The organism is Veillonella seminalis (assembly GCF_003992065.1).
Taxonomy (GTDB): Bacteria; Bacillota; Negativicutes; order Veillonellales; family Veillonellaceae; genus Veillonella_A; species Veillonella_A seminalis.
The window spans coordinates 1-20,368 of the sequence record NZ_RQUZ01000005.1 but is presented as its reverse complement, the minus strand read 5'-3'; the positions used below and the strand labels follow the sequence as shown (position 1 = coordinate 20,368).

17 protein-coding genes and 1 pseudogene are annotated in these 20,368 nt (G+C 42.3%); 1 reads left to right on the top strand and 17 read right to left on the bottom strand.

What is annotated here, in order from left to right; genetic code table 11:
- Window positions 1–19 precede the first annotated feature (19 nt).
- The 17 genes from EO126_RS04215 to EO126_RS04135 form a co-directional block, all read right to left on the bottom strand.
- Complete coding sequence (locus tag EO126_RS04215) at window positions 20–1,036, bottom strand: 3'-5' exonuclease (protein ID WP_006556902.1); 1,017 nt, start codon at window positions 1,034–1,036, stop codon at window positions 20–22.
- A complete protein-coding gene (locus EO126_RS04210; RefSeq protein WP_006556903.1) occupies window positions 1,036–2,091 on the bottom strand; it encodes a glycosyltransferase family 9 protein in 1,056 nt (351 codons plus the stop codon). Before EO126_RS04210 ends, EO126_RS04215 begins: the two co-directional genes overlap by 1 nt.
- A gap of 18 nt (window positions 2,092–2,109) precedes the next feature.
- A complete protein-coding gene (locus EO126_RS04205; protein WP_006556904.1) occupies window positions 2,110–3,123 on the bottom strand; it encodes a glycosyltransferase family 9 protein in 1,014 nt (337 codons plus the stop codon).
- Window positions 3,110–3,640, bottom strand: coding sequence for a D-glycero-alpha-D-manno-heptose-1,7-bisphosphate 7-phosphatase (locus tag EO126_RS04200; RefSeq protein WP_006556905.1), 531 nt, complete (start codon window positions 3,638–3,640; stop codon window positions 3,110–3,112). The genes EO126_RS04205 and EO126_RS04200 overlap by 14 nt, the downstream gene beginning before the upstream one ends.
- Before the next feature lie 10 nt (window positions 3,641–3,650).
- Window positions 3,651–4,616, bottom strand: coding sequence for an ADP-glyceromanno-heptose 6-epimerase (gene rfaD / locus EO126_RS04195; RefSeq protein WP_006556906.1), 966 nt, complete (start codon window positions 4,614–4,616; stop codon window positions 3,651–3,653).
- Window positions 4,613–6,100: a D-glycero-beta-D-manno-heptose-7-phosphate kinase gene (gene rfaE1 / locus EO126_RS04190; protein ID WP_127007732.1), complete on the bottom strand. Its 1,488-nt coding sequence runs from the start codon at window positions 6,098–6,100 to the stop codon at window positions 4,613–4,615. Before rfaE1 ends, rfaD begins: the two co-directional genes overlap by 4 nt.
- The gene (gmhA, locus tag EO126_RS04185; RefSeq protein ID WP_006556908.1) at window positions 6,090–6,674 is read right to left on the bottom strand and encodes a D-sedoheptulose 7-phosphate isomerase; all 585 of its coding nucleotides are present in this window, start codon (window positions 6,672–6,674) and stop codon (window positions 6,090–6,092) included. The genes rfaE1 and gmhA overlap by 11 nt, the downstream gene beginning before the upstream one ends.
- Before the next feature lie 75 nt (window positions 6,675–6,749).
- Complete coding sequence (locus EO126_RS04180; protein ID WP_006556909.1) at window positions 6,750–7,679, bottom strand: dipeptidase; 930 nt, start codon at window positions 7,677–7,679, stop codon at window positions 6,750–6,752.
- Window positions 7,676–8,140 carry a transcriptional regulator NrdR gene (gene nrdR / locus EO126_RS04175; RefSeq protein WP_006556910.1) on the bottom strand — a complete coding sequence of 155 codons (465 nt, stop codon included), beginning with the start codon at window positions 8,138–8,140 and terminating at the stop codon, window positions 7,676–7,678. The genes EO126_RS04180 and nrdR overlap by 4 nt, the downstream gene beginning before the upstream one ends.
- A gap of 127 nt (window positions 8,141–8,267) precedes the next feature.
- The gene (locus EO126_RS04170) at window positions 8,268–9,185 is read right to left on the bottom strand and encodes a VirK/YbjX family protein (protein WP_006556911.1); all 918 of its coding nucleotides are present in this window, start codon (window positions 9,183–9,185) and stop codon (window positions 8,268–8,270) included.
- A 333-nt stretch (window positions 9,186–9,518) separates the two neighbouring features.
- Window positions 9,519–12,965: a pyruvate carboxylase gene (locus tag EO126_RS04165; RefSeq protein ID WP_127007730.1), complete on the bottom strand. Its 3,447-nt coding sequence runs from the start codon at window positions 12,963–12,965 to the stop codon at window positions 9,519–9,521.
- A 107-nt stretch (window positions 12,966–13,072) separates the two neighbouring features.
- Complete coding sequence (locus EO126_RS04160) at window positions 13,073–13,765, bottom strand: hypothetical protein (protein ID WP_006556913.1); 693 nt, start codon at window positions 13,763–13,765, stop codon at window positions 13,073–13,075.
- Between the two features lie 6 nt (window positions 13,766–13,771).
- Window positions 13,772–15,052: a M18 family aminopeptidase gene (locus tag EO126_RS04155; RefSeq protein WP_006556914.1), complete on the bottom strand. Its 1,281-nt coding sequence runs from the start codon at window positions 15,050–15,052 to the stop codon at window positions 13,772–13,774.
- 141 nt (window positions 15,053–15,193) lie between these two features.
- Complete coding sequence (locus EO126_RS04150) at window positions 15,194–16,594, bottom strand: anion permease (RefSeq protein WP_006556915.1); 1,401 nt, start codon at window positions 16,592–16,594, stop codon at window positions 15,194–15,196.
- A gap of 120 nt (window positions 16,595–16,714) precedes the next feature.
- Window positions 16,715–17,542 (bottom strand): Mrp/NBP35 family ATP-binding protein, encoded by an 828-nt coding sequence (locus tag EO126_RS04145; RefSeq protein ID WP_006556916.1) that lies wholly within the window; start codon window positions 17,540–17,542, stop codon window positions 16,715–16,717.
- Window positions 17,543–17,758: 216 nt separating this feature from the next.
- Window positions 17,759–18,955 (bottom strand): aminotransferase-like domain-containing protein, encoded by a 1,197-nt coding sequence (locus tag EO126_RS04140; RefSeq protein ID WP_006556917.1) that lies wholly within the window; start codon window positions 18,953–18,955, stop codon window positions 17,759–17,761.
- Between the two features lie 177 nt (window positions 18,956–19,132).
- The gene (locus EO126_RS04135; protein ID WP_006556918.1) at window positions 19,133–19,837 is read right to left on the bottom strand and encodes a TVP38/TMEM64 family protein; all 705 of its coding nucleotides are present in this window, start codon (window positions 19,835–19,837) and stop codon (window positions 19,133–19,135) included.
- A gap of 416 nt (window positions 19,838–20,253) precedes the next feature.
- Between EO126_RS04135 and EO126_RS10910 the strand changes: the two are divergent.
- Window positions 20,254–20,368, top strand: a pseudogene (locus EO126_RS10910) (IS30 family transposase); the annotation flags it as partial.

Sequence of the window (20,368 nt, the reverse complement as noted above, 5' to 3'; positions counted from 1 at the left end):
TCTCAAGTGTAAACTGTTTTCATTTAATTTTATCGTTGTTATTGAAGAACTCTTGTTTCGCGTCTTCCTCTGCCTGCTTGGCCGCCATACGAGCCAAATAAGCTTCTTCCTTCTTGCGATTGGTTTCGGCCCGCTCTTCATAAAGTGTCTGCAGCTCTTCCGGTGCCGCTGTCAGCGTCTTTGTCACATAGTAACTTAACTCTCTGTTCCGTTTCATGTATTTACCGATACGCCAATGCACACCGAATAAACCATGATGAGGACATCGGCCGATACTCAAAAACTTATCTCCGCTTAAACGCTGTATCTTATTGGTTGTCAAAAGTGACTGACATTCCGGACAGTGAGCACGGCGCACTTTATTATCATGCAAAACCTTGCGCTTATCATGGAAATTTTCATAAATAAAAAAGCTGATCGGTTCCGGAAAATAAGCCTGTGAATAAGTATTTTTCGTAATTTGTTCATATTGAGCAATACCTCGAGCCAACGGAATTGCTTTACATACATACCCGGTAAAAATGGAATCGTTTAAAGCATCATGAGCCGTCAATTCATCCTGGGTTATATTCAGTTCTTCCATTGCTTTGCTGAGCGCCACCTGCTGCGTATTGCCATGCTGCAAATAAGCAAAGATAAGTTGCGCATCATACCAGGTATGTTTAATTGTTCCCGGCAGGCCGAATAATTTAAGATTTTCACGGAGCATTACGATATCATCGGAGCCCCAAGTCAAAAAAACGGCCTCTTTACCGCACCAATCTTCAAAATTTTGATAAGCCTGTACAAAGGAAACACCCATAGCCAAATCATTGGCCGATATATGAGTCAATTTTTCCACGTGCTTATGCATACGCGTCAAATATTGCGGTTTTACAAAGGTGCTGAAAGTATCTGTCAATTCCAAATTATCATCCAGTTTAATGGCGCCAATTTGAATAATTTCACCCGATACAGGCAAGCCTGTACGTTTCATAAAACTGATATCATTGGCAAACGGCTGATTCCATTCCAAATCAAATATTACATAGGTCATCAGGCTTCCTCGCTTCCCGGTTCGACAAGAAGCGATTGAGCCGCTTCAATAACGGCTTCGGTAGATATAACAGATACGCCTTTATAATTACCTTCCTTGATGATCTGTTTCATGCTTTTGCCTTCTTCATACTCTTCCATTGATTCCAACACGACGCAGTTCTGCGTGTAAGGACCGTAAAATTTAGGATTGGACGGTCCGTATAAAGCTACGAGCGGCACATGTTGACTAACCGCTACATGCATCGGTCCCGAATCATTGGTAATAAATAAACTGCAACGATGAATAGCAGCCGCTAATTCACCTAAACTGAATTTACCCGTGGCCACAATCGGACGGTGCTTCATTTGCCCCACTACCTCAGCGACCATCTCTTCATCCATAGGACCGCCGAAGAACACTACTTTATAACCGTGGTCGGCAAAATAATCGGCCACCGCCGCGAAGCGTTCTTTAGGCCAACGTTTCTCAGGCACCGCACTGCCTACGTTAAAACCGATAACCGTATCCACTTCGCTGATACCGTGAGATTCATAAAACTCAGTAACTTTCTGTTCCCATTCCGGACAAGTATAAATTTCAAGTCCTTTATTAGACGTATCTTTCACGCCCAACTGTTCCAACACATTTATATACATATCGGCGGCGTGACGTGTTTTGCGATCAAGCCGTGTATATTTTGTCATAAACGGACGGAATAAAAAATGACTCATGCCCACTGTAATTTTGCCGTGTAAAGCCCAAGCAAAAAAACTGGTACGCTCATTTGGATGGATATTAATAACCACATCTGGACGGCCCTCACGGTCGCGCAATTCGCCGGCTATACGACGCAAAGCGCTGATGCTGTTGTCGCGGCCTTTTTTATCAATCGTCACAATACTGTCTATATTAGGGTTATATTGCATAACCTCTCTTAATTTTTCATCCATTACAAACGTAATGTGGCTATCGGGTGCCGCCTGTCGCAACACATGTAAAAAAGGCGTTGTCAAAATAACGTCCCCCAAATGCATCAAAAAGGTGACTACAATTCGTTTATGATTCAAGTTCATAAAATGTTAACTCCTTTTTTAAAGCAGTGTTTGCACCGCTTCCCATACGGTATCCACCGTAATCTGCGCCATACAATCGGGGTCATCCACCAGCGGTGCTTCCGGCGTGGCTTTCGATGTAGGCGAAACAATAATATGCACATAATCGCCGCCGTAAGGACCTGTCCGTTCCGGTGACGTAGTGCCGTATAAACCGATAAGCGGGCGTTTCAAAGCATTCGCAATATGAAGCGGTCCCGTATCGGCACTGATGTAAAGTTTACAACGTCGTATTAATTCCACTAATTCTTCCAGTGAAGTTTGGCCGGTCAAATTAAGTACATACGGACTGGCCGCCAACTTTTGAATTTCATCGGCTTTTTCCTTATCTGACGGTGCCCCCACCAACACTACATATTGCTTCTTAGCCGCCAAACGTTTACAAAGTTCACCGAAATGTGCTATAGGCCATTCTTTCACAATCCAACGGGCTCCCGGAGCTATTACTGCATAGTCCGTACCGTCCGGTAAACCTTGGACTGCCAACTTGGCCTCACAAGCTTTAGCCGCTTCCGCCGATTCATGCATAGGAAACTCGATGGTATCCACCGTACCGCCCAAAGCACGCACTGTATCTAAATAACGTTCTATAACATGACCGTATTTATTGGGCCCCACCAAAGCTTTATTGACGAGATTACTGCCTTCACGCAATTCCCAATAACCATATTTTTCTTTGGCTCCCGATAAAAACGAAACGATGGCGCTTTTAGCCAGACATTGCAAATCAAGGCACATATCAAAATCTCGTTCGTGCAAAATGCGACGCAATGTCCATAAGTACGACAGTGATTTCAGTTTCTTCTTATCAATGAATAATACATCATCCAGCCACGGTTTCCCCGGCAAAGGACCGCTGAACTGTTCATGCACTGCCCAGGTAATATGCGCATTCGGCCAATTCTTACGAATCGCATATAAGGTGGGCAACGCATGAATCACATCACCAAGCGAGCTCATTTTGACAATCAGTATACGCTTATACTCCTTCATGGGTCTGTCCTTTCTGCTTGGCTGCTAAGATAGGCAATAAAAAATCCGCTAGATTGTCGCCATTAAATAAATAGCCTTGAATCCCCGCCGCTTCAGCCGCCTCAATATCGGACGGTTTATCACCGACAAGCAGGCTGTTCTGCTTATCAATGTCAAAGTCCTTCATGGCTTGTAACAGCATACCTGGCTTCGGTTTACGACAATCACAATCTTTGGTATAAGCCGCCACCGATCCCTTGGTATGATGCGGGCAATAGTAAAATTTAAGGATAGGCGCCTTTACCTTCGTCAATTCTTCATTGATGTAAGAGTGAAGGCGCTCCATATCTGCTACCGTATAATAGCCCCTGGCAATACCGCTTTGATTGGTAACGACGATTAAATCATAACCGGCCTGTACCGCGGCTGCCAGTGCTTCCGGTGCCCCCGGCACAAACTTAAAGTCTTCAATGCGATATAAATAGTTTACTTCTACATTGATAACGCCGTCCCGATCTAAAAACAATACTTTGCGCATAGGTTTCTCCTTAGCGGACATAACCTTCGTTATGATCTAATAACTCGCAGTATTCAGCAACTGCATCTTCCAATTTGGTAAAGCCTTTATCGTAACCGGCAGCCATTAATTTAGTGGTGTCAGCTTCCGTAAAGCTCTGATATTTACCTTTTAATACTTCAGGGAAGGGAATGTAGCGCAAATTACCGGAACCATTGTAATCAATAACAGCTTTCATGAAACGATTGAAGCTTTTAGCTTCGCCCGTACCGCAGTTAAAAATACCGCTGATTTCCGGATGTTCCCAGAAGAAGAAATTCACATTAACTACGTCTTTTACGTAAATAAAGTCACGCACCTGTTCACCGTCACCGTAACCGTCGGTACCTTCAAACAAGGTAATTTCACCGGTTTCACGGAGTTTGTAGAACATTTGACGAACTAAAGAAGCCATATTGCCCTTATGGTTTTCATTCGGACCGAATACGTTGAAATAACGAAGACCTACGACCTGAGATTGCAAGTCCTTTTCAAAACGACGTAAGTAACGGTCGAAGAATAATTTGGAGTAAGCGTATGGATTTAAAGCTTCTTCGCATTCAGGTTTTTCAGTAAAACCGTTTTTGCCATGACCATAAGTAGACGCCGACGACGCATAAATAAACGGCACCCGACGTTCCTGGCAATAGTGGAATAAATTCTTAGTACCTTCAAAATTGTTATGCATCATATAACGGCCGTCATAATTCATTGTATCGGCACAGGCACCTTGATGGAATACAACTTCAATCGGACCGATATCAAAGGTGTTATTGGCTACTGCATCATCAAAATCAATGCAGTCTACATAATCGTAATAATCAAGCATCTGCAAATTGCGAATTTTACTGCCATCCGTCAAATCATCAACGATCAAAATATCATTACGACCGCGTTCATTCAGCTGTTTAACAATGTTACTGCCGATAAAACCGGCACCGCCTGTAACTATAATCATAATAATCCCTCCTGCACCAAGGACTTAATCTTCTCTATAATACCCGTCGTAGAGTAGCCGTTTTTAAACGGTAAAATCATTACCTTATCCACGTATTCACGACCGATAACATCTTCCGGTTTATAATCGCCGCCTTTAACCAAAATATTCGGACGCAAAGCACTTAATAATTCAGCCGGCGTATCTTCTTCAAATACAACTACCCCGTCTACAAAGCCCAACGCGCCCATTAATTCAGCCCGAGAGCTTTCTGAATTGATTGGTCTGGCTACACCTTTAAGGCGTTTAACTGATGCATCGGAGTTAAGGCCCACAATTAAATGGTCACCTAAACGTGCCGCATCGCGCAAATAGGATAAATGACCGCTGTGAAGAATGTCAAAGCAACCGTTGGTAAACACAACGGTATGGCCTTCATTCTGCCACTGACGGATCTTGGCTGCCATTTCTTCACGGCTGTAACCGATAATCGGATCTGCTTGACGCTGACGTTGACGAATCGTCGCCCATAAATCCAGTAATTCCTGACGATGAATCGGATATGTACCGACCTTTGATACAACCACACCGGCTGCCGCATTGGCTACATGTAAAGTACCGCGCACCGTAAGGCCTGCTGCCATGGCCGTAATAATCATGGCCACCACCGTATCACCGGCACCGCTTACATCAAAAACATCTTGCTGTGTAGCCGGATTATGCCAAATTTGACCTTGGCGACTCACAATAGTAATACCCTTGGCGGAGCGCGTAGCCACCACGTAATCAAAATCAACAGCCGCCAATGTTTCTTTAGCTGCTTGAACAATGGCTTCATCCGTATTCGGCAAGTTTCTGCCGATATATTCACTTAATTCTTTTACATTCGGTGTAATGAAAGTGGCCCCATTGTATTTAGACCAATCATTGCCTTTCGGATCAACGATAGTTTTGATACCTTTTTCATTAGCTATTTTAAGAACTTCAGCCAATACCTGCGGCGAACATACACCTTTACCGTAATCGGAAATTACAATCCCATCGAGACCATGCTCTGCCAACTCTTTAATCCAGTTTAACAGAAACGCAGCTTCCTTCTCATTGACCGGTTCAGGTTCTTCAAAATCCAGTCGCATCATTTGTTGTCGACCGCCCAGAATACGCATTTTAGTCGTAGTCTGACGTGAGGCTACGTGCATAATACCGGAATAATTGATGTTCTCCACTTCCAATAAATCGGTCAATAAATTGCCATGTGTATCTTCACCGGCCACGCCGCCCAAAAATACTTGACAATCAAGATTTGCCAAATTGGACGCCACATTGGCCGCACCGCCCAATACTTCGCGCACTTCCGTCACGCGGTTAACAGGGACAGGTGCCTCCGGTGAAATACGACTTACATCGCCAAATACATAGCGATCCACCATAATATCACCGATAACGGCAATTCGCAGTTTAGGTAATTTATTATTTAAAAACTCATGAATTGTTTTACTTATCATATTCTTCTTCCACCAGTTCACAAATAATATGGCCTACCATGATATGCATTTCTTGGATACGAGCCGTAACTTTGGATGGTACGGCAAACGTAATATCACAAATATCCTTTAACTTGCCGCCGCCCTCACCGGTGAACGCAATGGTATGCATCCCCGTATCACGTGCTTTCAAAGCTGCTTTCACTACATTCGCACTGTTGCCGGATGTAGAAATACCGATTAATACATCCCCGGAGCGGCCTAAGCCTTCCACCTGACGGGCAAACACTTCATCATAGCCGTAATCATTGGCTACAGCTGTCAAAATAGACGTATCCGTCGTTAACGCTACGCTTGCCAAAGAACGGCGTTCTTTCTGAAAACGCCCGATCAATTCAGCTGCTAAATGCTGCGCATCCGCTGCCGAGCCGCCGTTACCGCAAAACAAGACTTTATTCCCTGATTTAAGTGCTTCTTTACAACGCTCTGCCATCAATTGAATGACATCCATTTGCTCCATGGTCTTCCCGAACACATCCAAATGGTCGGTAAATCGCTCTGCAATAATAGGATTCAATTCTCCTTGAAATTCCATATAGCCTCCTAAAACTATACACATATTGTAAGACTTCGTATGCTCAACGCGTACAATTTAATTTGTACGCACTATTTACAATATGGTTTGTAATAAACGCTCTGCGTTATTATTAAATATTTTATCCGTATCGCACTCACTAAGGCCCGCTTTACGGAATGCATCATATAATCGCATCATTTCACCGGCATCTTCAATTTCAGTATCCGGTCTGATACCGTCAAAATCGGTACCTAAAGCAACCACATCACTGCCGCCCACATTACGAATATACAGACCGTGACGAACAATATCTTCAATACGGCTTATACGGGATGTTCCCAAAAATGACTGTGCAAAATTAAGACCGATAACGCCGCCTTTATTGGCAATCATTCGAATCTGATCATCCGTCAGATTACGGCGATGATTGGTCAATGCTCTCGCATTGGAATGAGATGCAATGAAAGGTTTTGTTAAAATTTCGTCCAATTGGAAGGTTCCCGCATCATTTAAGTGAGAACAATCCACAATCATGCCCAACTCTTCCATATATTGTACGAACTCAATACCCTTCGGTGTCAAGCCCTTACCTTCGTGCTCCGCGCCGTTCGGATAGGATAAACCGTTCGGGAAATTCCAACTGATGGTAATGAGGCGTACGCCATCATCGTAGGCTTTTTTAAGTCGCTTCAAATCACCTTCAAATACGCCACCTTCTTCTACCGAAAGCAAGGCATTGATTTTACCCGCTTCGCGAGCTATTTTGAATTCTTCATACGAACGGACATGCACAATGTCGCCCTTGTATTTCGCCATTTCAGACATGAAAAGCTCACGCATGGCTTCATAACGTCCGTACGGATCTGTTTCCTGATCAAGCTCCACAAATAGAGCAAAATCTTGCAGTGTATAGCCGCCCTTTTTTAACTTTTGTAAATCTATTTTCCACGGATTCTGCCCTAAATCCCCCTTGTCGGGATTATCAATGAGCATCATTATGGTATCACAATGTAAATCTATCATTTGCTATCCTCATGATCGCGCAAATCCTTCAAAACGGCCACAAAGGCTTGTACGTCTTCAAAATTACGATACACCGAGGCAAAGCGAACATACGCCACTTCGTCAATTTCTTTTAATTCGGCCAATACTAAATCGCCGATTTCCGAAGATTTGATTTCCTGCTGCGAGCGATTGCGAATCGTATCCTCTACATTTTTTACTACATTTTCCAAAGTTTCGCGTGGAATGTTACGTTTGTTACAAGAGCGCAAAATCCCATTCAATAACTTACTGCGGTCAAACATTTCATAACTGCCGCTTGATTTAATAACCATAATCGGCACATCTTCAATGACTTCATAAGTAGTAAAACGGCGTCCGCAAGACAAGCATTCACGACGCCGACGGATGCTGTTATCATCATCGGTAGCCCGCGAATCCGTTACTTTATTTTCTGTATGTTTACAATAAGGACATCTCATGAGTTCACCTCATTTCAAATTAATTTGTTATTACAATCTCTAAAACTACTGTAAATTCTAATATATTCAGCTATTACATACATGAACGCCATAAGCGACAGATATGTAACTGCGCCCAATAAACAACTTATTTCTTCAAGTAAGTATTGCTGTTTTCGGCAATTTCTTCAATAAAACGATCCAACATTTCATAACGCTTGCGGTACATATTGCGTTTATGCGTTTTAGCCGTTTCATAGGTTTTACGTTCTTCTTCAATTGGAATGCGATAATATTTATCATCTTCAGCACAAGGTGTACCGCCTAATTCCTGCCAGAACGGATTAAACTGAACCTTTTTGGAACGGTTGCCGCGAATCAGATGACTGTTCGTGTAGAAACCGGCATCGGATATGGCGTACAAAGAGTTAATCCCCATTTGCGTTGCCAATTGACGCATCAAGAAAAACATAAAGTTCTTCGGACGATAACTGAACATCTTCTTCGTAATTTGTTTGGATTTCTCAAGACCGTTTTTTAAGCCCTGAATCGTACCGATCCAAATGCAAGGTTCCCCGTTAAAACCGTGACCCAAACGGAAGTTGATATGATAAACACCTTCCCCGTCATACATAAGGAATAAACTTAAGAAGCCTTCCTTACGCTGGCCCGTGTGGAACCAAAGTTGTGCTTTTAAGTTAAGTTCTTCATTCTGCCAAATCACTACGGCATGACTTTCATCGGGATTGTACATCTCCGTAATGGCTTCCTGCGTAAAATAATCAGGCAACATATCAAAATGCTCTTTAATCGCATCCAAACGTTGCTGAGCCGATGAGTTTTTAAATAAAAACACACGATTGATTACTTCATAAATACCTTCATGACGTTCCAACAAATTAGGCAATGGTTTATACTGTGCAAAGTATTCTTCCAATTCAGCTAATTGTTTCTTATTCTTAAAGGAACGGCCCACAAACAAAGTTATGCGTCGCTTCTCGCGCCAAGTTCTGAAGCCATAAATAGAGCGACCCAACGCCCACTGTTTTTTCCCATATGCAAACATACCTACACTCCTTAATCGTTGCTCATAAACAGCCCGACATATTTGCCGATTATGTATTAAATTAAAAAATACACGCTGTTTACCAATTACTTCATACTATCTTAATTTTCAATATATTGTATCTGATTGTGAAATGAAACTCCCTATATGGTAAAGGGTTTCTAATCTATTGTAACACGAATTTCCGAAAAGGACTATCAAAGTCAATATATATGGCGGAAATTTGTACAAATAGTTCTAAGTGAGTGTTTTTACAATAAAAAATCCTCGAACAGTATAACCTGAGTCACACTATTCGAGGATTCATAAAATCAATATAGAGTTATAAAACTATTAAGAGTTGGAACGGTCCTGAATCTTGAGCAAGCAATCGCCGCTTTCAATTCGGCTGCCTTCACGAACATATATTTCCCCGACGATACCATCGATTGGCGAGGTAATTGTTGTTTCCATCTTCATAGCTTCGGTTACGATAAGCGGTTCACCCTTCAAGACGCTTTGACCTGTCTTAACGATAACCTTAACAACGGAGCCGGACAAGGTCGCACCAACTTCACTAGGTTGTGTTTTATCAACTTTATGACGAACAACACCCGTAGTTTTAACGTGTTTGTCACGGATCTTAATATCACGAGGCTGACCATTGAATTCAAAGCTTACAATACGATTACCGTCTTCATCCACTTCGCTGACGTGGATCAATTTGATAATGAGCATTTTACCTTTTTCAATGGTTACATGGATAGATTCACCGCGACGCATGCCAAAGAAGAATGTTGGTGTATCCAATACGGAAATATCATCATAATCGCTGTTGAATTCAACATAGTCGCTGTAAACTTTAGGATACAAGCAATAAGCGATTACATCTTCATCAGTAGCCGGAGAGCCCAAATCCACCAAATGTTTACGTACATCTTCAAAATCAACAGGTTCTAAGTAAGCCCCGGGACGACCTTTAAGTTGTTTTTTACCCTTCAAAATAATTTTCTGTAATTTCTTAGGGAAACCTTGGTACGGTACACCTAAATAACCTTGGAAGAATTCAACTACGGATTGAGGGAAATCAAGTGTTTCACCTTTATCGTAGATGTCTTGTTCAGTAAGGCCGTTTTGAACCATAAACAATGTCATATCACCAACTACTTTAGAGGATGGCGTTACTTTGATGATATCGCCAAACATCATGCTTACCTGATGATATACTTTTTTAACTTCATCCCAGCGTTCGCCAAGGCCTACACTCTTAGCCTGCTGCTGCAAGTTGGAGAACTGGCCGCCCGGCATTTCATGCTGGTATACTTCGGTGCTAGGATATGGATTAGTTTTATCAACGCCTTTGTAGTATGGGCGAATCGAGGCGAAGTAATGGGACATCTGTTCCATGTAGTCCGCATCCATATCAGGTTGACGGTCATGACCGGATAAGCCGTAATACAAGGAGTTCATGCTTGGCTGGCTGGTACCGTTGGCAAATGCGGAGTATGCAACGTCAACTACGTCAACGCCGGCATCAATAGCACGACCATAAGTATAAATAGCATTGCCTGCCCCTTCATGAGTATGTAAATGAATTGGCAAATCAACTGCATCTTTCAAAGCAGATACCAAGTTGTAAGCTGCCTGCGGTTTCAAAAGACCGGCCATATCTTTGATGGCGATAATGTTAGCACCGGCTTTGGCAACTTCCTTAGCCATACTTACATAGTAGTCCAAATTATATTTTGTGCGGCTTGAATCGAGAATATCACCGGTGTAGCACAAGGATACTTCAGCAATCTTATTCTGATTACGAACTTCATCGATGGCAACCTGCATATTGTCAAGACTGTTCAAGCTGTCAAATACACGGAATACATCGACGCCGTTATCGGCTGCCAATTTAATGAACTGACGAACTACATTATCAGGATAGCTGGTGTAACCAACCGCATTGGCACCGCGAAGTAACATCTGTAAAAGAACGTTTGGAACTTCTTTGCGGAACATGCGTAAGCGTTCCCATGGATCTTCATGCAAGAAACGATATGCTACGTCGAATGTAGCACCGCCCCAGCATTCCAAAGAGAATAAATTAGGTACGCCACGAGCCGCTTCACCGGCAACACGTGCCATATCTACCGTACGCAAACGAGTTGCAAACAAGGACTGATGCGCATCACGCCAAGTTGTATCGGTAAAGAATACTTTCTTCTGTTCACTTAACCATTTGGAGAAACCTTCAGGTCCCAATTCATCAAATTTCTGTTTGGTGCCGGTTTGAGGTTGACCCGGAAGCAATGGCGGCATCTGAATCGGTTCAAAATCAGGCACTTCCTGATGACCTAAGCCCTGATAGCCGTTAACCGTTACATCGGCAATGTAGCGTAACATCTTGGTACCGCGGTCACGAACTTGTTTGAAGATGAACAATTCAGGGTGTTCATCAATGAAGTTAACATTGCAAGTACCGGACATAAATTCGGGACTTTCCAATACATTGATCAAGAAGTGAATATTCGTTTTTACGCCACGAATACGGAATTCGCGCAAACAACGAAGCATCTTCATGATTGATTCTTCCGGAGTTAAAGCCCAAGACGAAGCTTTTACGAGCAAAGAATCATAGTATGGCGTAATAACGGACCCGGTGAAAGCGTTACCGCCGTCAAGACGAATGCCGAAACCGCCGCTGGAACGATAAGCTACCAATTTACCGGTATCAGGCATGAAGTTATTGCTTGGATCTTCAGTCGTAATACGGCACTGAATAGCTTGACCGTTACATTCAATATCTTCTTGTGCAGGGATGCCTACTTCTTTATCGGATAAAGCATAACCTTCCGCTACACGAATTTGTGTTTTAACAATATCAATACCGGTAATTAATTCGGTAATGGTATGTTCTACCTGGATACGAGGGTTTACTTCAATGAAGTAGAAATTGCCGTCATTGGTAACTAAGAATTCGACGGTACCGGCCCCTACGTATTTTACATTTTTCATAATTTGAACGGCTGCATCACAAATACGTTGACGAGTTTCTAAAGGCAATGCAAAGGCAGGTGCCATTTCGACAACTTTTTGGTGACGACGCTGTACGGAGCAGTCACGTTCGTATAAATGAACAACATTACCATGGGTATCCCCCATGATTTGTACTTCTATATGTTTAGGTTCAACGATTAATTTTTCAACATATACATCATCGTCGCCAAATGCCATTTTAGCTTCGGATTTAGCACGATCATAGGCTTCACGAAGTTCACCCATAGATTCAACGGCACGCATACCGCGACCGCCGCCACCGTTAACGGCTTTGATCATCAATGGGAAACCGTGAGTTTTGGCAAACTCTTCAAGTTCTTCAAAATTGTTAAGAGGTCCGTCACTCCCCGGAATCATAGGAATGCCGGCTAATTTAGCCTGAATACGGGCGTTTACCTTGTCCCCGAACATTTCCAAATGTTCCAGACGAGGTCCGATGAATGTAATACCTTCTTCTTCGCATCGTTTGGCAAAACGGGCATTCTCTGCCAAGAAGCCGTAGCCCGGATGGATGGCATCTACATCATGTTCATGAGCGATGCGGATGATATCTTCGATATCCAAATACGCATCGACCGGTTTTTTACCGCGTCCTACTAAGTACGCTTCATCCGCTTGATTACGATGTAAAGAAAGCGAATCTTCTTTAGAGTAGATTGCTATTGTGCGAATACCCATTTCGTTACACGCACGGAATACACGAATAGCAATTTCTCCTCGGTTGGCAACCAACACAGATTTAATTTCTTTCATGAGACTTCCTCCTCAACTTGTTACCTCTCTACATTTTAGGAGCATTCACTAAGGAATACAACCTTTATTTAACATGTATACACAATACATACATGAGATAACCATAATTAATATGTCACTAAAAGCCCTATAAAATATAACGCTTCCAGCCACATAACAACTCCCATGAGTCGCTTGAACCAAAAAATACCTGTCCGATAATTTGGCTGTATCACCAATTTAGCCAGACGTTCCAAACGATTGGTGAGCCAAAATACAGGAATTAAATAACCTATAATAAACGAAATAATCATAACCGATGCCAGTTTCCAACCGGCTACGGCAATCGTTGCAACCAGCCAAATATAAATCGGCAAACGGTCATAACGCCAAGACAGACCGACCAAAAGGCCTTGTTTTACAATGGCCAAAGTACGCCGCCCCGGTGTGCGAGCCCGCTCAATGCGGCGTTCATCACGCCCCTTAAGCGGAGCCGGATGAATAAAAGCCACCCATTCAAAGGCCTGTAACGACATGGCAATGAGTAAAACACCCCAAATAATGTATGAGCTGCCACCGATACTATCGGGGCCTAAAACTCGCGAGCCGATAACACCGACTACAATAATCGAAGCGGTCATGCCAATGGCAAAATAAATACGTTTATATATATATCCGGCTAAACGCGGTAATATCGTAGCCACCGTTTCCGGTACCAACGACATCCCCATGCCGGCCAAGAAAATTAATACAATTAATATAAGCTTACCGTAGGGCGTATTCAAAATGTCCGTGATAAGCACTGTATACGCAGTCAGCATAAATACCTACCTTAAAAACGCCCTCATTAAATTATCCAACGCTTCCTGATCGGCGGAGCCCATCGTTTCACGGGCCGAATGCATGGCCAAAATCGGAACACCTACATCCATCGTACGCATAGCCAGCATAGCAGATGTAATAGAGCCCACGGTGGAGCCGCCCGGAATATTAGAGCGGTTCACATACAGCTGATACGGAATCGAATTTTGTTCACATAAAGTTTTCACCGTTGCGATTGCCCAAGCATCACCGGCATAAGACTGACTGGATGCCATTTTTAAAACAACACCCTTATTCAAAATCGGATAGTTGGTAATATCATTTTTCTCGGGATAATTTGGATGATAACCATGTGCCACATCGGCAGAAATCATAAAGCCCGCTGCAATATCGGCATAGCATTCCGCTTTCGTAAAACCGGTAGCCATATAAATCCGCTCAACCAATTGTGACAAGATAGTGGATGCACCGCCCTGTTTCGTACGACTGCCCACTTCCTCATTGTCGAAAAGGACAACCATGCGTAAGCCGTCAGCCTCAGTGGTTTGTGCTTCATAAATACCTTCCAAGCAAGCCACACAAGATGTCAAATTATCGATACGCGGTGAACTGATAAATTCATCGTAACGGCCGAATGTCGTACCGCCTTCAACCGGATAGAGTGTCAACTCATAAGATAAAATATCATCAGCCGGGCGCTTCACAAGCTCACCTAAGAAGGTACGCCATTCACTATCATTGTTAACGGAATCATTACACATCATGAAAAGCGGCAACATATGCTTTTGCTTATCCAAGGCCACCCCATCATTAATCTGGCGATTCATATGAATGGCTAAATTAGGAATGGTCAACAGCGGTCTCGCTACATCTACATAGTGAACTTCCGGATGAAACGGATCCTCCGTTCGCGTCACCACTGCACCGGCCATAGATAAAGGACGATCAAGCCATGTATTTAAAATCAGACCGCCGTAGGTCTCTACATTAAGCTCACCATACCCCTTTGTGTCCACCAACGGATTCGGTTTAATGCGAATGGCCGGGAAATCCGTATGGGCCGAAGCAATGCGCATGGAATGGCGAAGATTCGAGCCGATATGAAAGGCCACCAAGGTGGAATCATAGACCTTTACAAAGTAATCCCCTTCACCAAGTGCCCAAACATCATCAAGAAAGAGCTCCGTAAACCCTTTATCTTTTAATTCTTTGGCACCGGTTTTAACCGTATGATACGGGGACGTACTATTATCTATAAAATCTAATAATCGTGCTACTGTGTTCATAGTACACCTCATTTTGTTTAATCATACTGAATATTATATCACAATTGAGGATAAAACAAAAAAGAGAAAGCCGGTCGCAATAGCGACCGAACTTTCTCTTTTAAGGTTGGATATTATTCTATGAAATAAATTAACTCTAAATTACCAAAGTCCCAAGACTTTCCACCACATGGAACCGACACCGAGCCAAATAACAAGGTTGACAACGGAAGCGATAAAACCTAAACGCCACCAGGTATTCTGCGGTACATAGCCCGAGTTAAACAAGATTGGCGAAGGACCGGCTGCATAGTGAGTGAGGGACATACATAAGTTAGAGAAGAATGCGAACGCAAGCATTGCCAAGTATGGAGGTGTACCGGCGCTGATAGCAACCGCTACGAACACTACATACATAGCCGTAATATGTACGGTAAGACTTGCGAAAAGATAATGTGAATAGGTATAAATCAAAATCAAAATCATGAAAGCCATGATCCAGTCAATACCGGCTACTTGGTCACCTACGATTTTTGCAAACCAAGGAATAAAACCTAATTTATTCAACTGAGATGCCAAGGCCATCATAGTACCCATCCAGATTAAAGTATCCCAGCCGCCTTTTTCTTCCGTCACGTCGGACCAGGTTAATACTTTAGTAATAAGGAGAATACTTACACCCAATAATGCAACAGTGGTTGCGTTAAGGCCGGTAAATTGACCGGTTGCCCACAAAATAAGGGACAAAATAAATACGCCGAGCATTACTTTTTCAGCAAAACTCATAGAACCGAGTTCTTTTAACTCCTGAGCAATATGAGCCTGAATTTCACGAGTATCTTTTAATTCCGGCGGATAAATAAAGTATAAAACCAATGGCATTACAATAAGCGCTACAAGGCCCGGTACGATAGCGGCAATAGCCCAGTCACCCCAAGTAATGGTGTAACCGAAAGATGCAGCGATTAAAGATGCTACCAAGGTGTTACCGGCCATGGAAGTCATAAACATGGCGGATGTAATGGTATTCCCTTGATAAATGGTTTGAATCAAATAAGCACCGATTTTACGAGCTGTACCGCCCGGTTCAGAACCGAAAGCAGATGCCAACGATTTAGTAATCGGATAAATAACCCCGCCTGCACGAGCCGTATTAGATGGTGTAGCCGGCGATAAAATTAAATCACTGATAACAAGAGCATACGATAATTTCAAAGAGTTACTGCCTACTGCTGTAATCATAGTGTAAGCAATACGTTTACCCAAACCGGTTTTGATAAAACCGCGAGAGAATAAGAAAGCCGCAACGATTAACCAGATTGCTGTATTAGCAAAACCGGCTAAGCCGTCGCCAATTTTTAAGGTATTAGTTACAGCCGTAATTACAATACTGATAATCGATAAGGCCCCGATTGGCAGTGGCTGTAAAATAAACCCTAAAATAGTACCGGCAAAAATAGCGCATAAGTGCCACGCTTGCGGTTTAAGCCCTTCCGGTACCGGCATAAACCAGATAATGACACCTACTAAGATGGGAATAATCCATGACATATACTTTTTCACGTAATGTTCCTCCCTTTTAACAACTTAGTTAGCTTGAATAATATCCTACACATAAAAAACACAGGCTACGCCTCTTTATAAAAAAGAGTAAGCAGCCTGTGTTTAATACCTTTTGTAATGCTACTGAGGTAATTCTACAGATTCTAAGTTCGTTTGTTCAATGTCTTCTAACTTGCCGGCATCACAAAGAGCTGCTACGTTTGGATCAATTGGTAAACGACCTAACAATAATAAATTATAACGTTCAAGTACATCATCAATATGACTGTCACCGAAAATCTTATAATCTTTGCCGTTATCCGGGCAGTGGAAATACGAGAAGTTTTCTACAACCCCGATAATCGGAATTTGCATGAGTTCAGCCATCTTAACGGCTTTCTCAACAATCATAGATACCAAATCCTGCGGTGAGGTTACAACTACAATACCGTCCAAGGACAAAGACTGGAATACCGTAATGGCTACATCACCGGTTCCCGGCGGCATATCCACAAATAAATAATCCAAATCTTTCCAAATTACATCCGTGTAAAACTGCTTAACAACATTGCCTACGATCGGACCACGCCATAACACCGGGTCACTTTCGTTTTCGAGTAAAAGGTTAACCGACATTACATCGATACCGCCTTTGGATTGAATCGGATACATACCTAATTCATCAACATGAGCTTTACCGTTAATACCGAAAACTTTAGGGATAGAAGGACCGGTAATATCACCGTCAAGAATCCCTACTTTAAAACCGCGACGCGCCATAGTAATAGCTAATAAAGATGTAACGAGGGATTTACCTACGCCACCCTTACCGCTGACTACGCCGATAACATGTTTTACACTACTTAATTCATTAAGCTTTGCCGTCAAATCCGGCGGGGTCTGTTGAGCACTGCCGCAAGAGGATGCCGAAGAGCAACCGCTGCAGCCGCCTGAACTGCCACATGCCATAAAATACACCTACTTTCAATCGGTTCTGACCGATATAATTATTTAATTAATTGAAGAATTCTTTCTTCCTTTAAAGTGTAGCATATAAATCAGCTTTTATCAATATAAGAGAGTGCATGGCAAACATGATAGTCTGTTATGCCAATGCACTCTGATGATTTGTAATTATACGAAATTATGTTGTAATTGTAAAAACTAATAAATCAAAAAACATGATTATTTGATAAATGTTTTAGTCAATTCACCTACGATACTCATCCCCTGCACTATTTGTTCTTTACTTGGGAAGGTAAAACTGAAGCGGAACGATTGACCGGCCGGTACGCCGTCAGCAGCAAATGCAGCCCCCGGCACAATACCCACTTTATGTTCCATACAAGCTTCGAAGAAAGCATCACAATCAACACCGTCAGGCATGGTTAGCCATAAGAACATGCCACCCGTCGGTTCTACAAAATGAACCTTGTCACTGCCGTGGGCCCGAAGCGTCGCCATCATCAAATCGGCTTTTTCTTTGTAAACGGTTGATACCTTCTTAATCTGTGCATCATAATCGATTACATCGAGCAAACGAGATATAACTCGCTGTGTAACGAGCGGCATTTGGCCGTCTTGGTTGTTTTTCAAAGCCTGAATGGCATCAATAGCCTGTTTCGGACCATATAAGAACCCTACACGAAGACCGGCCGATAAAGTTTTAGAGTAAGAGCCTGCATAGATAACGCGATTGTCCGTATCCATTTCTTTAAACGTCGGCACAATCGTATCCGTAAAGCGAATTTCACCGTACGGATCGTCTTCATAAATAAAGAGATTATATTTAGCTGCAATAGCATAAATCGCTTTACGACGCTCCAAAGGCATTGTAATACCTGTAGGATTTTGGAAATTAGGGATTAAATAGATATATTTCCCCTTACCCTTTTTAGCTGCTTCTTCAAGCGCTTCCGGAATCATACCGAAATCATCCATGGCGATGCCCACAGCTTCAGCCCCTACATTGCGAACCGCATTAATACCGCTGGTAAAAGAATAAGCATCCATGAATACTTCATCGCCCGGTTCACACAAAGTACGCGGTACAAGCCCCAAATCCTGACCGGCACCGATGGAAATCAAAATTTGTTGACCTTTCGTCGGCATATGACGTACTTTAACAAGGCGTTCAACAGTTTGTTCTGCTAAATGGGCATCACCGGCCATTGGGCCGTACTGTAATATTTCAATCGGATTAGTATGTACCACATGATCGAATGCTTCCTGAATTTGTTCTACAGGAATGGCTTCCGAAGCGGGATTTCCGATACCAAAACTGATAAAACCGGGAATGCCGGCACCACGTTCGAATACTTTACGGATAAAATTAGGCCCTTTCATTACGGCTCTGTCCGGAATCTGAAATGTAAAACTCATAAAACTCTCTCCTTCAACTACTGCACTACCAAACTACTTGTTATTGCCTAAAATATCTCCGGCAAAAACATTTCGGACAGCATATAAGCGTCCCCCTCGAGGTACGCTCATATGATTTGTTTCTTATTTTACTATAATACGATGAATTTGACCACTATTCTATACTTGTATGTTTAATTACTCACCCTGCGACTGTTCTCGCTTTTTCATCCAATGTTTATAGCCATACCAAGCAGCTATATAAACAACAGTAGCAATGACTACAATAATCGTTAAGCGATCCAGATGCTGATGGAACATCACCGCATCATGCCCTACTACTACTTCGAGTGCGGTTGACGGGAATTTACCGATTAAGTTAGCAATGGCATAATCACGCAAACTAATGCGGCTGATAGCACCTAAAGCGGTAATAATCCCGGATGGGAAATACGGAATTGTGCGGGCAAAAAGCATAACAGCCAAGCCGTTCTTGCTACTGAAATCATCCACTTTAAGCAAAAACTTATTCTTCTGAATGAGTTTTTCAGCAGAATCGCGCAAAATATAACGCATGAGCAAGAAGCTGATAATAACGCCCACTGTTTCAGCAAGCCACGAAATAATAATCCCCGGAATTAAACCGAAAATCAAACCGTTGGCGGTTGAAAAGAATATAGACGGCAAAAAGCCCGCAATATTTATGATTACATCAAGCACAAAGCTGATGACCCAGGCCCAGGCCCCATAACTTTGCAAGACTTCGGCAATATGATGAACATCGCCGGTGCCTAATAAATCGACCATGTCGCCATAAAAACCCGGTACAATCAATTCCAAACTAGCCAATAAAACTACGGCCAACACACCGACCAATACTTTAACTTTTGTTTCTGCTTTCATTCAGTACCCTCATACCAATTTTAGAATACATATAATCAATATATACTTATATATTTACAAACTAAATTCTACAAATTAAATCAATTTATATCATTTCGAAATATTTCGAAATTTACTATTTACTTGTATTTTACCATAGATTAGATGCTTATAGGTACCCTTTCTGCCATAATTTTATCCATTGTTTAGAATTATAGTTAAGATGAAATCATATTTTACTACTGAAAAATCCATATTTTAATATTTGATGCTTAAGGTATATCTGTATTTACCACTTGAATAAAAAGACGGCTTGTCAAAATTTTATCTGACAAACCGCCTCCTTATTTACTATATATAATTGTAACAATTAATTTTTAACGATTAAACCTCAATTAGTTTCTTGCTAAAACCAACCGGCCCATTATATCAGTCGATGGAAACTTGATACTGTCCGTGGTATTAAAGATAAACATAATGAAGTGATTATTTCCCTATTGGAACGTAAAACACGAGCTTATGTAACATTGCGTTCTCCATCAGCTAAAGCTG

What these genes read in the sequence shown, in the direction of transcription:
- EO126_RS04155 (WP_006556914.1), bottom strand. Translation starts at nt 15,052, where the DNA reads ATGAACACAGTAGCACGATTATTAGATTTTATAGATAATAGTACGTCC.
- EO126_RS04165 (WP_127007730.1), bottom strand. Translation starts at nt 12,965, where the DNA reads ATGAAAGAAATTAAATCTGTGTTGGTTGCCAACCGAGGAGAAATTGCT.
- EO126_RS04210 (WP_006556903.1), bottom strand. Translation starts at nt 2,091, where the DNA reads ATGAACTTGAATCATAAACGAATTGTAGTCACCTTTTTGATGCATTTG.
- EO126_RS04170 (WP_006556911.1), bottom strand. Translation starts at nt 9,185, where the DNA reads ATGTTTGCATATGGGAAAAAACAGTGGGCGTTGGGTCGCTCTATTTAT.
- EO126_RS04180 (WP_006556909.1), bottom strand. Translation starts at nt 7,679, where the DNA reads ATGATAGATTTACATTGTGATACCATAATGATGCTCATTGATAATCCC.
- EO126_RS04160 (WP_006556913.1), bottom strand. Translation starts at nt 13,765, where the DNA reads ATGCTGACTGCGTATACAGTGCTTATCACGGACATTTTGAATACGCCC.
- EO126_RS04205 (WP_006556904.1), bottom strand. Translation starts at nt 3,123, where the DNA reads ATGAAGGAGTATAAGCGTATACTGATTGTCAAAATGAGCTCGCTTGGT.
- EO126_RS04135 (WP_006556918.1), bottom strand. Translation starts at nt 19,837, where the DNA reads ATGAAAGCAGAAACAAAAGTTAAAGTATTGGTCGGTGTGTTGGCCGTA.
- rfaE1 (WP_127007732.1), bottom strand. Translation starts at nt 6,100, where the DNA reads ATGATAAGTAAAACAATTCATGAGTTTTTAAATAATAAATTACCTAAA.
- nrdR (WP_006556910.1), bottom strand. Translation starts at nt 8,140, where the DNA reads ATGAGATGTCCTTATTGTAAACATACAGAAAATAAAGTAACGGATTCG.
- gmhA (WP_006556908.1), bottom strand. Translation starts at nt 6,674, where the DNA reads ATGGAATTTCAAGGAGAATTGAATCCTATTATTGCAGAGCGATTTACC.
- EO126_RS04200 (WP_006556905.1), bottom strand. Translation starts at nt 3,640, where the DNA reads ATGCGCAAAGTATTGTTTTTAGATCGGGACGGCGTTATCAATGTAGAA.
- rfaD (WP_006556906.1), bottom strand. Translation starts at nt 4,616, where the DNA reads ATGATTATAGTTACAGGCGGTGCCGGTTTTATCGGCAGTAACATTGTT.
- EO126_RS04140 (WP_006556917.1), bottom strand. Translation starts at nt 18,955, where the DNA reads ATGAGTTTTACATTTCAGATTCCGGACAGAGCCGTAATGAAAGGGCCT.
- EO126_RS04145 (WP_006556916.1), bottom strand. Translation starts at nt 17,542, where the DNA reads ATGGCATGTGGCAGTTCAGGCGGCTGCAGCGGTTGCTCTTCGGCATCC.
- EO126_RS04215 (WP_006556902.1), bottom strand. Translation starts at nt 1,036, where the DNA reads ATGACCTATGTAATATTTGATTTGGAATGGAATCAGCCGTTTGCCAAT.